The sequence below is a fragment of the Kytococcus schroeteri genome (assembly GCF_002847825.1).
Lineage (GTDB): Bacteria > Actinomycetota > Actinomycetes > Actinomycetales > Dermatophilaceae > Kytococcus > Kytococcus schroeteri.
In genome coordinates this window covers 150,994-162,896 of record NZ_PKIZ01000001.1, presented here as the reverse complement: position 1 = coordinate 162,896, position 11,903 = coordinate 150,994, and the positions used below count along the sequence as shown (strand labels likewise).

Annotated in this window: 12 protein-coding genes; 8 read left to right on the top strand and 4 right to left on the bottom strand. The window is 73.2% G+C overall.

The window, feature by feature from the left end:
- The first annotated feature begins 125 nt into the window (after window positions 1-125).
- The 5 genes from CYJ76_RS00785 to CYJ76_RS00765 all read left to right on the top strand — a co-directional run bounded on the left by CYJ76_RS00785 (window position 126) and on the right by CYJ76_RS00765 (window position 5,662).
- Complete coding sequence (locus CYJ76_RS00785) at window positions 126-2,174, top strand: neutral/alkaline ceramidase (protein WP_101848951.1); 2,049 nt, start codon at window positions 126-128, stop codon at window positions 2,172-2,174.
- A gap of 339 nt (window positions 2,175-2,513) precedes the next feature.
- Window positions 2,514-3,113 carry a hypothetical protein gene (locus tag CYJ76_RS00780; protein ID WP_101848950.1) on the top strand — a complete coding sequence of 200 codons (600 nt, stop codon included), beginning with the start codon at window positions 2,514-2,516 and terminating at the stop codon, window positions 3,111-3,113.
- Window positions 3,114-3,140: 27 nt separating this feature from the next.
- Window positions 3,141-3,530, top strand: a complete 390-nt coding sequence (locus CYJ76_RS00775) for a hypothetical protein (RefSeq protein WP_070704899.1) — start codon at window positions 3,141-3,143, stop codon at window positions 3,528-3,530.
- A gap of 139 nt (window positions 3,531-3,669) precedes the next feature.
- Window positions 3,670-4,176, top strand: coding sequence for a ferritin (locus CYJ76_RS00770; RefSeq protein ID WP_070704896.1), 507 nt, complete (start codon window positions 3,670-3,672; stop codon window positions 4,174-4,176).
- Window positions 4,177-4,243: 67 nt separating this feature from the next.
- On the top strand, window positions 4,244-5,662 hold the full coding sequence (locus CYJ76_RS00765) for a M20/M25/M40 family metallo-hydrolase (RefSeq protein ID WP_083323514.1): 1,419 nt from the start codon (window positions 4,244-4,246) through the stop codon (window positions 5,660-5,662).
- Window positions 5,663-5,806: 144 nt separating this feature from the next.
- Here CYJ76_RS00765 and CYJ76_RS00760 read toward each other — a convergent pair whose 3' ends face one another.
- Entirely contained in the window at window positions 5,807-6,082 is a 276-nt protein-coding gene (locus tag CYJ76_RS00760) for a DUF5703 family protein (protein WP_237769750.1), read from the bottom strand.
- Between the two features lie 62 nt (window positions 6,083-6,144).
- On the opposite strand from CYJ76_RS00760, the gene CYJ76_RS00755 reads away from it, so the two are divergent.
- The gene (locus CYJ76_RS00755; protein ID WP_101848949.1) at window positions 6,145-6,504 is read left to right on the top strand and encodes a hypothetical protein; all 360 of its coding nucleotides are present in this window, start codon (window positions 6,145-6,147) and stop codon (window positions 6,502-6,504) included.
- A gap of 2 nt (window positions 6,505-6,506) precedes the next feature.
- Here CYJ76_RS00755 and CYJ76_RS00750 read toward each other — a convergent pair whose 3' ends face one another.
- Window positions 6,507-7,478: a magnesium and cobalt transport protein CorA gene (locus tag CYJ76_RS00750; protein ID WP_070704892.1), complete on the bottom strand. Its 972-nt coding sequence runs from the start codon at window positions 7,476-7,478 to the stop codon at window positions 6,507-6,509.
- Window positions 7,479-7,565: 87 nt separating this feature from the next.
- On the opposite strand from CYJ76_RS00750, the gene mshC reads away from it, so the two are divergent.
- Window positions 7,566-8,864, top strand: coding sequence for a cysteine--1-D-myo-inosityl 2-amino-2-deoxy-alpha-D-glucopyranoside ligase (gene mshC / locus CYJ76_RS00745; RefSeq protein ID WP_070704889.1), 1,299 nt, complete (start codon window positions 7,566-7,568; stop codon window positions 8,862-8,864).
- 12 nt (window positions 8,865-8,876) lie between these two features.
- Here mshC and CYJ76_RS00740 read toward each other — a convergent pair whose 3' ends face one another.
- The gene (locus tag CYJ76_RS00740; protein ID WP_101848948.1) at window positions 8,877-9,737 is read right to left on the bottom strand and encodes a PAC2 family protein; all 861 of its coding nucleotides are present in this window, start codon (window positions 9,735-9,737) and stop codon (window positions 8,877-8,879) included.
- Between the two features lie 539 nt (window positions 9,738-10,276).
- Here CYJ76_RS00740 and CYJ76_RS00735 point away from each other — a divergent pair.
- The gene (locus CYJ76_RS00735; protein WP_269148593.1) at window positions 10,277-11,032 is read left to right on the top strand and encodes an HAD family hydrolase; all 756 of its coding nucleotides are present in this window, start codon (window positions 10,277-10,279) and stop codon (window positions 11,030-11,032) included.
- Here CYJ76_RS00735 and CYJ76_RS00730 read toward each other — a convergent pair.
- Window positions 11,022-11,897, bottom strand: a complete 876-nt coding sequence (locus CYJ76_RS00730; protein WP_101848947.1) for a RecB family exonuclease — start codon at window positions 11,895-11,897, stop codon at window positions 11,022-11,024. The genes CYJ76_RS00735 and CYJ76_RS00730 overlap by 11 nt on opposite strands.
- Window positions 11,898-11,903: the final 6 nt, after the last annotated feature.

Here is an 11,903-nt window from a genome sequence, read left to right as displayed (position 1 = left end):
CGCCCATCGTCACATGCCCGGGATCTTGGGCAATTCTTGACCCACCATCGGTGAAATCCGTGTCACCCTGTGCCGCGTACCCCTCACCGCCGCCGACGCAGGCGGCCCACCCACAGGAGCCAGTGATGTCAGCACCGCATCAGCAGTCCTCCCAGCCCTCCCGCCGCGCCGTCCTGGCGGGCGCCGGCGCCGCCACCGCCGTGGGCCTGGCGGCCGGTGGCACCGCGCCGACCGCCGCCTCGGCCGCGACCCCGAGCGCCGACGGCGCCTACAAGGTGGGCGCCGGCATCGCCGACGTCACCGGCCCCGTGGCCGAGAACGGGATGATGGGCTACTCCTCGCTGGAGCAGCAGGCCACCGGGCTGCACATGCGCCTGATGGCCCGTGCCTTCGTGGTGGTGGACTCCGCCGGCGGCCGCCTGGGCTGGGTGGTGGTGGACCACGGCGTGATCTCCGTGGCCGCCCACCGCGGGGCCGTCCGGCGCCTGGCCGCCCGACACCCCGGCACGTGGGACGTGCAGAACCTCATGGTCACCTGCACGCACACCCACGCCAGCGTCGGCGGCTGCACGCACGACGTCATCTACAACCTGGCCACCTACGGGTTCCAGGAGCAGGCCTTCGAGGCGCTGGTCGACGGCATCGTCACCGCCGTGGAGCGCGCCCAGGCCTCGCTGGCTGCCGGCAGCATCCACATCGGGCGCACCGAGCTGCACGACGCCTCCCGCAACCGCTCCCTGGCGGCGTTCGAGGCCAACCCGGCCGCCGACCGCGCGCACTTCCCCGGCGGCATCGACCCGACCGTGCTGGTGCTGCGCTTCCGGCAGGGGACCCGCGACATCGGCATGCTCAACTGGTACCCCACCCACGGCACCTCGCTGACCAACACCAACACGCTGGTCTCCGGGGACAACAAGGGCTATGCCGCGTGGTCGTGGGAGCGGGAGCTGCTCGGGCAGGACCCGCTGGACCCGCGCCCCCGGTTCGTCGCGGCCTTCGCGCAGTCCAACTCCGGGGACATGACGCCCAACCTGGCGCTCAAGCCGGGCACCGGCCCCACCGACGACGAGTTCGAGAACATGCGCATCATCGGCGCCCGCCAGCGCGATGCCGCCCACCGCGCCTGGGAGGGGGCCACCGAGGTCGTCACCGGCCCGGTCGGTGCCCGCACCCGGTACGTGGACATGGATGCGGTGCGCATCGACGCCCGCTTCACCCCGGAGGGCAAGCCCGCCCGCACCGCGCCGGCCGTGCTCGGCGAGTCGATGCTGGCCGGGTCCACCGAGGACGGCCCGGGCCCGGACATCTTCAAGGAGGGCGTGCACTGGCCGGTGAAGGTGCCGGGGGAGACCCCGGACTGGGTGGCCGACGTGCAGTACCCCAAGGTGGGGCTGGTGCCGGTGGGCCTGGCCGATGCCGCCCCCTCGCGCCTGGCCGTGACCGTGGCTCGCATCGGCCAGCTGTGGATCGTGGGCATCCCGGCCGAGGTCACCATTGTGGCCGGCCTGCGCCTGCGTCAGCAGGTGGCCGAGGCCGTGGGCGCGCGCCTGGACGACGTGGTGGTGCAGGGCTACACCAACGGCTACTCCCAGTACGTCACCACCCCGCAGGAGTACGACACCCAGGAGTACGAGGGTGGTTCCACGCTCTTCGGCCGCTGGACGCTGTGCGCCTACCAGCAGGAGACCTCGCGCCTGGCCACTGCGCTCAAGACCGGCGCCACCGTCGATGCCGGGGCCGCCCCGGTGTCCAACCCGGCCGGCATGGCGGACTTCCAGACCGACGTGGTGTTCGACAGCCCCCACTCCGGCAAGCCGTACGGCGGCGTCATCACCGAGCCGAAGGACACTGCGCGCGGTGCCACGGTCTCGGCGGTGTTCGTCACCGGCCACCCCAAGAACGGCCTGCTGCTGGGAGGCACCTTCCTGGAGGTGCAGCGCCGCACGGCCGCCGGCTGGGTGACCGAGCGCGTGGACACCGACTTCGACACCCGCTACCGCTGGAAGCGCACCAACGGTGCGCTCGGGTACTCCACGGCCACCATCGAGTGGGACGTGCCCGCCGACGCCACGGCAGGGGAGTACCGCATCCTGCACCGCGGACACCACAAGAACGGGTGGACGGGCAAGATCGCGGCCTTCCAGGGCATCACGATGCCCTTCCGGGTGAGCTGACAGGCTGGCGCACCGCAGGGGCCCCGCACCTCACGCCGAGGTGCGGGGCCCGTCGCGTGGGCGCCATGTCCACCGAAGGTTTCCTCCGGGATTCTCTCACCCGCCTCACAGAATCGGATTGCCGCAACACAATCGTCACGCATCCTTCCCCTGTCATCCGGACGGGGCTATCTTCAATGCACCACACACAGCGGTACCATCGCCTCGGGGAAGGGGAATGCCGTGTAGTCACGATTCGGCCTCGCGGTCGCAGGGGTCCTCGCCGGAACCCTCACGTCCACGGCGTCCGTATCGGAGCGGTCTCCGTCGGAAGCGGACGTCAGCACCACCGCACAGCAGATGGGGCGCTCCACCCAGGAGGTCACCTCCTACGCCGACGGTCAGGGCACCTTCGCCCAGGTCGTCAGTGACTTGTCCAGCGCCCATCCAGACGGCTTCGTCGACGCGGTCTGGGACGGACCCGACTCCCGGGCCACGCTCATCGAGGTCCACCGGTCGATCCTGAGCGAGGCGCGCCGTGCCGCGGGGAACCAGGCCAGGTACGTGGTGGCCTCCGACCGCCCGAGCGCCGAACGTCGCGCACAGATCGAGCACGAAGTGGTGGAGCAGGCAGCCACGCTCATCGAGGGACGCCACGACGTGTCGGCCGAGGTCAGCCCGGGCGCGGAGACCGTCACCATCGTGCTGGGCGGGTTCGATGCAGCCTCCACGGCCGATGCCGGTGCGGGCGGCGACCGCGCAGCACCTTCTCGAGGGCATCACGCTTCCTGCGGGCGTCAAGCACGTGCAGGTGACCACCTCGTCCGCCACCAGCGGCCCGGAGTTCGGATCGGGCGGCACCTGGCGAGGCACCTTCTGCACGGCAGGTCTCACGGCCGCACGCAGCGGCCGGGTGGCCATCACCGGCACGGCACACTGCGGGAGTACCAGTTCCCATGACGGAGCGACTCTCTCCGGGAGCTGACCATGAACACCACCCACCGCACCGTCTTCAAAGCCGCGCTGGCCCTGGGCATCGGAGTCCTCACGGCGGGGTGCACCCCGTCGGGGGACGGCCCGACGTTCGGCACCTGGTCGACCCCGTGGAGTCACTCGGACCGCGGATACACGGGCACGTTCACCGACCGCGAGGGGTGCCTCCACGTCACCGTGGAGGGGACCGACCACGTGGCCGTCCTGCCTGGGGGAAGCTCCGTGGAGGACGGCACCGTGAAGACTCCCGACGACGCGTTCGCCCTCGACTCCGAGGTGACCGTCGGCGGAGCCGGATTCCCCACCGACGAGGCTCACGAGGTGACCCAGTTCGAACTGCCCGAGGCCTGCGGCAGCCCCCAGGACGTCTGGATCGTGACCTGACCAGACGGCCACCCCGCGGGCCCTGCCCCCGTCTCCGGGTGCGGGACCCACAGCGTTCATACCGGGCACTCCTCGCCGGGGGCACAGGCAAGCCTCAGCGAGGGTGCCGGGAAGGTCGCACGCACCTACGCTCGGCGCCATGAAGATCCCCGAGAGCCTCGTGCCCGCCTTCGAGAAGCAGATCACCCTGGAGTTCCGGGCCGCGCTGACCTACCGGCAGCTCGCCATCGAGATGGCCGCCCAGAGCCTGCCGGGCACGGCCGCGTGGTTCACCCGGCAGGCCGACGAGGAGGTGCTGCACGCCCAGCGCTTCATCGACCACGTGCTCGACCGCGGCGGGCGCCCCGTCATCGGCGAGGTCCCGGCCCAGCAGCCGCTCACCAACCCCACCCCGCTGGAGGCCTTCCGCGCCGCGCTCGCCCACGAGGAGAAGGTGTCGGCCGCCATCCGCGAGCTCTACGTGGCCACTGAGGCCGCCGGCGACCTGGACTCCCGCCCGCTGCTCAACGAGTTCGTCGCCGAGCAGGTGGAGGAGGAGGCCACGGTCGGCGAGGTGCTCTCCGCCCTGGAGCGCGTGGGCGACGACGGCCCGGGCCTGCTGCGCATCGACGCGGACCTGGCCAGCCGGGGCACCACCGGCGCCTGAGCCGACCCCGTCGCGCCCACGGGCCCCGCACCTCCCGGCGAGGTGCGGGGCCCGTAGCGTGGAGGCCATGTCCTCCGATGCCGTGAACCCGACCGCCGCGGACCGCACCTCCGGCAGGGCCACCGACCCCACCGCCGGCACCCCGGCGGGCGTGCCGCTGCCCACCGACGAGGTGACCGACCTCTGCCGCGAGCTGATCCGCATCGACTCCAGCAACTTCGGCGACGGCTCCGGCCCCGGCGAGCGCGAGGCCGCCGACTACGTGGTGGCCAGGCTGCGCGAGGTGGGCCTGGAGCCGCAGGTGTTCGAGTCCGACCCGGGCCGCACCAGCGTGGTGGTGCGGCTGGAGGGCACCGACTCCTCCCGACCGGGCCTGGTGCTGCACGGCCACCTCGACGTGGTGCCTGCCCGTGCCGAGGACTGGTCCGTGGACCCCTTCGGCGCCGAGCTGCGCGACGGCATGGTGTGGGGCCGCGGCGCGGTGGACATGAAGGACATGGATGCCATGATCCTGGCCGTGGTGCGCTACATGGCCCGCACCGGCCAGCGCCCCGCCCGTGACCTGGTGGTGGCCTTCTTCGCCGACGAGGAGGCCGGCGGCGTGAAGGGCGCCGGCCACCTGGTGGAGCACCACCCCGAGCTGTTCGCCGGCTGCACCGAGGCCGTGAGCGAGGTGGGCGGGTACTCCATCACCGTGCCCGGCCAGGAGGTGGCCGACGGCGCCGAAGCGCAGCGCACCTACCTGGTGCAGACCGCCGAGAAGGGGATCGCCTGGCTCACGCTGACCGCCCGTGGCCGCGCCGGGCACGGGTCGGTCCCCACCGCCGAGAACGCCGTGGCCCGGATGGGGGCGGCGCTCGCGGCCATCCACGCCCACGACTGGCCGGCCGAGACCATCGAGTCGGTGCGGGTGCTGCTCGAGGGGGTGGGGGAGCAGGCCGGCATCGACTGGTCGGTGGACGACGCGCCCTCCCTGGAGCAGGTGGTGGCGCAGACCGGTGGCGCCTCGCAGTTCGTGGCCGGCACCCTGCGCAACACGAGCAACCCGACGATGGTGAACGGCGGGTACAAGCACAACGTGGTGCCGCAGACCGTGACCGCCGGGCTGGACTGCCGCTTCCTGCCGGGGCAGCAGCAGCACGTGCTCGACACCATCGCCGAGCTGGCCGGGGAGCACGTGGAGGTCTCCGTGCACCACCTGGGGCCCGCGCTGGAGGCCCCCTTCGACGCCCCGCTGGTGGACGTCATGCGCAGCGTGCTCGAGGCCGAGGACCCCGGCTGCCGGGTGCTGCCGTACTGCCTCTCCGGTGGCACGGACAACAAGCACCTGGCCGAGCTGGGCATCACCGGCTACGGCTTCGCCCCGCTGCAGCTGCCGGCCGACCTGGAGTTCGCGCCGATGTTCCACGGCGTCGACGAGCGGGTGCCGGTCAGCGCGCTGGAGTTCGGCGCCCGGGTGCTGCACCGCTTCGTGCTCGAGTCCTGAGCCGTCCCGCCCCGTGGCCCCAGATGTCCGCCTGCGGTCCAGAGGTACGGGCCATGAGGCGTACCTCTGGACCGCAACCGGACATCTGCGCCAGGCCCGCTCGACGCCGGTCCCTCGGGCGCGGGCTCGATGAGGGGAGCCGCCTCAGGCGGGCGGGCCCAGCAGCGTCTGCGGGCGGCGCTGGCGGATCACCTTGCGGCGCAGGCGGACCTTCCGTCGCCCGCCCTCGTAGAGGCGCACGGTGTGCACGTTCCAGCCCTCGTACTCGGCCAGCTCGGTGAGCAGCTGCCTCAGGTCCGCCCGCGACAGCTCCCGAGGGGCCTGGACGACCCGGTACTCCCACACGGCGGCCGCACGGGCCCGGTGGTGGGCGGCGACGGCGCGGGTCGGCTGACGGCGGGGCGGCTGGCTGGGCTGCATCGCCACAGTGTGCACGGGCAATTCCCCTGACGCCGCCCCGCCTCCCGCGCTACGGTGGCCCCATGGCCACCGACCCGCGCAGCGCCCTGACCACCCTCGTCACCGCCCTGGAGCGGCACCTCGAGGCCTGCTCCTCCCGCACCGGGGAGGAGGACCCCCGGGTGATCGCCGCCTACAACGACCTCGCGGACGCCTTCGAGGACTACGACGACGCCCTGCTGGAGGCCCACGGCGAGGTGACGCCCTTCGAGGTGTACTCCGACGAGGACGAGGACGAGGACGACCTCGAGGACGACGACTTCGACGACGACGAGGAGGACGGTCCCCTCGCCGGTCGGTACGACGACGAGTACGACGGCGACCAGGACTCCTACGACTACGACGACGACTCCGAGGTGGAGGACGACGACGTCCGCGGCTGAGCTCAGAGCCAGCCGGAGCGCCGGAAGCGCAGGTACAGCAGCACCACGATCACCACGGTGAGCAGCATCGCCACCGGGTAGCCCCACACCCAGTGCAGCTCGGGCATGTGGTCGAAGTTCATGCCGTACACCGCGCCCACGATGGTGGGGACGGCCGCCAACGCGGCCCAGGCCGAGATCTTGCGCGTGTCCTCGCCCTGCTTGACCGACACCATCGACAGGTGCGCCTGGAGGATGTCGGTGAGGGACTGGTCGTAGCCCAGCACGTGGTCGTCGGCGCGCAGCAGGTGGTCCTGCACGTCGCTGAGGTAGGGCTGCAGCTCCTCGGGCACCAGGCGTGAGGAGTGCACGAGGCGCCGCACCGGGTCCACCAGCGGGTGCACGGCGCTGCGGGCCTCCAGGATCTCCCGCTTGAGCCGGTAGATCTCGGTGACGTCCACGTCCTGCTCCCCGCCGAAGGTGGCCTGCTCGACCCGCGCGAGGTCGTCGTTGAGCTCCAGGTCCACCCGTGTGTAGGTGTCCACGATGTGGTCGGCCACCACGAACACCGCCGAGGCCGGCCCGTGGGCCATGAGCTCGGGGGAGCGCTCCAGCCGGGCCCGCACGCCGGTGAGGCGGGTGTGCTTGCCGTGGCGCACCGTGAGCACCCAGTGCGGTCCCCACACCATGAGCACCTCGCCGGTCTCGACGTCGCTGTTCTCCTCGAAGTAGGCCAGGGTGCGGAACACCAGCATCGCGGAGTCGTCCATGACGTCGAGCTTGGGGCGCTGGCGGCCGGTGGCGATGTCCTCCACCACGAGGGGGTGCAGGTCCAGCAGGCGCGCGAAGTGCTGCACCTGCTCGGCCGACGGCTCGTAGAGGCCCACCCACAGGAAGGCGTTCCCGTCGGCCTGCTGGGCCCGGGCCAGTCCCTCGGCCACGTCCTGGCACTCGTACCGCCGCCCGTCGGCGTACACCGCCTTGTCCACGATCATGGGGCGCATTCTGGCAGCGGCACCGCCCGCCGACGGGCCCCTCGGCCGGTCACCTGCGTCACGCCCGCCACGGCCTACCCTGTGCGGGTGGAATCCTGGACCTCGCCCACCGTGCCCGCCCTGCCGCTGACCGCCCCGCCGCTGCGGGTGCACGACACGGCCACCGGGCGGCAGGAGGAGCTGACCCCGCAGGGCGAGGCCGGCCTGTACGTCTGCGGCATCACGCCGTACGACGCCACGCACATGGGCCACGCGGCCACCTACCTCACGGTGGACACCCTGCACCGCGCGCTGCGGGCCGCCGGGCACCCGGTGCGCTTCGTGCAGAACGTCACCGACGTGGACGAGCCGCTGCTGGAGCGCGCCGAGCGCGACGGCGTGCACTGGGAGGACCTGGCGCAGCGCGAGATCCAGCTGTTCCGCGACGACATGGAGGCGCTGCGCATCATCGCGCCGGACGCCTACGTGGGCGCCGTGGAGGGGATCCCCTCGGACGTGGCCGCCGTGGAGTCGATGCTGGACTCCGGCCACGCCTACCGGCTGCCGGCCGACGACGCGCCGGGCACCGCATCGGACGTGTACCTGGAGCTGGCGAGCACGCCGGCCTTCGGGGAGGTCTCCGGGTGGTCGCGCGAGGAGATGATGGCGGTCTTCGCCGAGCGCGGCGGTGACCCCGAGCGCGCCGGCAAGAAGGACGCCCTCGACCCGCTGCTGTGGCGCGCCCACCGGGAGGGCGAGCCGCACTGGGAGGGAGGCACGCTGGGCGACGGGCGGCCGGGCTGGCACATCGAGTGCACCACCATCGCCCGCGACCACCTGGGCACGCCCTTCCTGGTGCAGGCCGGCGGCGACGACCTGGTCTTCCCGCACCACGAAATGAGCGCCGCGCAGAGCCGCGCCCTCACCGGGGAGGCGTTCGCGCAGCACTACGTGCACCAGGCGATGGTGGGCCTGGACGGCGAGAAGATGAGCAAGTCCAAGGGCAACCTGGTGCTCGTCTCGCGGCTGCGGGCGGCGGGGGAGGACCCGGCGGCCATCCGCCTGGCGCTGCTCAGCCAGCACTTCCGCACCGCGTGGGACTGGACGGACGGCCACCTGGAGCAGGCCCGCACCCGCCTGGCCCGATGGCGTGCCGCGACCGAGCTCGTGGCCGCCGGCGGTGGTGCGGGGGACCAGGTGGCGGGCGAAGCCGGCGGGGACGCGGTGGCCCGCGACGTGGCCGCTCGCGTGGCCGACGACCTCGACACCCCCGGGGCACTGGCCGTGGTGGACCGCTGGGCCGACCACGTGCTGGACGGCTCGGAGCAGGCGCGCACCGGGGCGCTCGCCGAGGGCCCGGCGCTGCTCGTGGCGGTGGACGCCCTGCTCGGCATCGACCTGCGCTGAGGCCCGGTCGGCTCAGACCGGCGGGGTGCTCCCGCCGTCGCCCTCGCGGCGCTTGAGGTACTGCTCGAACTCCTTGGCCAGCGCGTCGCCGGAGGCCTGCGGCGAGGTGAGCTCGTCCACGGCCTCCTCGAGCGCCTCCACGTACTCAGCGACGTTCTCGTCCTGGCGCGTGAGCTCCTCCACGCCGCGGGTCCACGCGCGGGAGAGCTCCTGCAGGTCCGCGGTGTCGATGACGGTGTCGAGCACCTCCTCGAGCGCGGTGAGCAGTCCCCAGGTGGCTCGGGGCGAGGGCACGCCGCCGGCGTAGTGCGGCACGGACACCCAGAGGCTCACGGCGTCCAGGCCGGTGTCCTCGGCCTCCTGGTTGAGCACGCCCACGATGCCGGTGGGGCCCTCGTAGTCGGCGGCCTGCACGTCGAGCCGGCGCTGGAGTGCCAGGGAGCTGGTGGTGGTGCTGACCGGCAGCGGACGGGTGTGGGGCACGTCGGCCAGCAGCGCGCCGAGGGTCACGAACTCGGTGGCGCCGGCCTCGGCCACCCAGCCGAGCAGCTCCTCGGTGAACGCGCGCCACCGCATCGAGGGCTCCAGGCCCTGCACGAGCAGGACGTCGCGGTCGAGCCCGGGCGGCTGCGCGACGTGGAAGCTGGTGGTGGGCCACTCCACCTGACGGCGGCCGCCCCGGCGCACGATGCGTGGGCGGTGCACCTGGTAGTCGTAGTAGTCCTCGGGGTCGAAGGCCGCCACCTCCTCGGCGCCCCACACCTCGATGAGGTGGGCGATGGCCGCGGTGGCCGCCTCCCCGGCGTCGTTCCACCCCTCGAAGGCGGCGACCACGACCGGGTCGCGCAGCGGGGCGGGGTCCTCGTTGAGCATTGGCACAGGGTAGGTGGCCGCCGCGGCGGCCCCGGCCATGGGAGGGGCCGCCGGCGGGAGGCCCGGCCCGGCGCACGCCGGGCCGCACGCGAAACCCCACCGCGCACGGGAAGCGTGCTCCCCGCACGCGCACTGTCCCGTGCCAGCAACACCTGTCCCGTGCCGCGCCACCTCTCCCGTGCCTGAACCCCGAGCCCCCGTCGCGCTGGGCCCGTGCCGCGGGTCCGCGCCGTTCCGCCCAGGTGCCCGGCGAACGGCACCGCTGCCCCCACCCGCCTGGCGCACCGTGCCCCGGAAGGGTGTGCCCGGAAGGGTGTGCCCGGAAGGGTGTCCTATCGCGCGATAGGTCGACCGAATCGCGGGCAGGTGACTGGGAAAAGGTCGACCTATCGCGCGATAGCACACCCCTCCCACGGGGGCCACCGCGACGAAGCGACCACGCAGTCGTGCCCGGGACGTCCCGGCCCACGCAGTCGGGGCCGGCGCCTCCGGGCCGGGGGCGTCGGGGCGGGGCCGGACGCGGCTGGGAGACTGGCCGGGTGACCGATCCCGCCGTGCCCACTTCGACCGTGTCCCAGCCCGACGCCCCCCAGCCCGCCGCCTCCGACCGCGAGGCCGCACCCGCCACAGCCACCGTCCGCCCGGACCTGCCGGCCGCCGTCCTGTTCGACATGGACGGCACCCTCATCGACTCCGAGCCGCTGTGGATGGCTGCCGAGACCGCACTGGTGGAGTCCTTCGGCGGCACGTGGACCCACGAGGACGCCCTGGCCATGGTGGGCAACCCGTTGGAGGTGTCGGCCGAGATCATCCTGGAGCGCACCCCGGTGGACCTGCCGCGCGACGAGATCATCCACCGACTGCTCGCCGAGGTGACCGCCGGCGTCCGCCAGCACATGCCCTGGCGCCCGGGGGCCCGTGAGCTGCTCGCCGAGTGCGTCGAGCGGCGCGTGCCCACCGCCCTGGTGACGATGTCGTGGACCTCCCTGGCCGAGGCGTTCACCGACGCCCTGCCGGCCGGTACCTTCGACACCGTGGTCACCGGCGACGCCGTGACGCACGGCAAGCCCCACCCAGAGCCCTACCTCACCGCCGCGGAGCGCCTCGGCGTGGACCCGGCCGCCTGCCTGGCCCTGGAGGACTCGCCCTCCGGCGTCGGCTCGGCCTCAGCGGCCGGCACGCACCTGGTGGCCATCCCGCTCATGGTCGACCTGCCCGAGACCCCCAACACGGTCACCGTCACCACCCTCGAGGGGGAGACCCTCAGCTCCCTGTGGGAGCGCTTCACCCACTGAGCGAGGCGGCCCCGCTCACGGCCTCGTCGGTGGCCCGGTCCGCGGCGTCGGTGGGCAGCGGCGGGGGAGTGCCACCCCACGCCGGGCAGATGGACTGGAAGCTGCACCAGTCGCACAGCCGCGACCGGTTGGGGCGCCAGTCCCCGGTGGCCGCGGCCCGCTCGATGGCGTCGTACAGCGCCAGCAGCTTGCGCTCGGTGGCCACCAGCTCGGCCTCGGTGGGCTGGTGGCGCAGGATGGTGCCGTCCTTGAGGTACACCAGCTGCAGCAGGGCCGGCACCCTCCCGCGCAGCCGCCAGATGGCCAGCGCGTAGAACTTCATCTGGAACAGCGCCTTGGCCTGGAACAGCTCCGAGGGGGCACGACCGGTCTTGTAGTCCACCACCCGCAGCGCCCCGTCGGCCGGGGCCACGTCGAGCCGGTCGACGTACCCGCGCAGGGTCAACTGCCCCTGCTCGCCCTCGCGCTCCACGGGCACCTCCACGTAGAGCTCACGCTCGGCCGGCTCGAGCACGCTCGGGTCCTCGAGGGTGAACCACCGCCGCACCAGCGCCTCGGCCTCGGCCATCCACGTGGCCATCTCGTCCGGCGTCGCCTCGGCCCCCTCGCCGACCACCTCCACGGCCTCGGGGCGCTCGGCCACCACCCGCTCCCAGGCGGCCTCCATGAGCCCCACCGCGTCGTCCGGGCGGCGCCGGTGCGCGGGCAGGTCGAACACGTCCTCGAGCACCGCGTGCACGAAGGTGCCCCGGACCGCCACGGCCGAAGGCGGCTCGGGCAGCCGGTCCACCACCCGGAACCGGTAGAGCAGCGGGCACTGCATGAAGTCGCCGGCGCGGCTGGGGGAGAGGGCTGCGGTCACCATGGGCGC

Coding starts and splice junctions, on each gene's coding strand:
- CYJ76_RS00780 (WP_101848950.1), top strand. CDS start 2,514: ATGGGGCGCTCCACCCAGGAGGTCACCTCCTACGCCGACGGTCAGGGC.
- CYJ76_RS00765 (WP_083323514.1), top strand. CDS start 4,244: ATGTCCTCCGATGCCGTGAACCCGACCGCCGCGGACCGCACCTCCGGC.
- CYJ76_RS00785 (WP_101848951.1), top strand. CDS start 126: ATGTCAGCACCGCATCAGCAGTCCTCCCAGCCCTCCCGCCGCGCCGTC.
- CYJ76_RS00770 (WP_070704896.1), top strand. CDS start 3,670: ATGAAGATCCCCGAGAGCCTCGTGCCCGCCTTCGAGAAGCAGATCACC.
- CYJ76_RS00740 (WP_101848948.1), bottom strand. CDS start 9,737: ATGCTCAACGAGGACCCCGCCCCGCTGCGCGACCCGGTCGTGGTCGCC.
- CYJ76_RS00775 (WP_070704899.1), top strand. CDS start 3,141: ATGAACACCACCCACCGCACCGTCTTCAAAGCCGCGCTGGCCCTGGGC.
- CYJ76_RS00730 (WP_101848947.1), bottom strand. CDS start 11,897: ATGGTGACCGCAGCCCTCTCCCCCAGCCGCGCCGGCGACTTCATGCAG.
- CYJ76_RS00755 (WP_101848949.1), top strand. CDS start 6,145: ATGGCCACCGACCCGCGCAGCGCCCTGACCACCCTCGTCACCGCCCTG.
- CYJ76_RS00760 (WP_237769750.1), bottom strand. CDS start 6,082: ATGCAGCCCAGCCAGCCGCCCCGCCGTCAGCCGACCCGCGCCGTCGCC.
- CYJ76_RS00750 (WP_070704892.1), bottom strand. CDS start 7,478: ATGATCGTGGACAAGGCGGTGTACGCCGACGGGCGGCGGTACGAGTGC.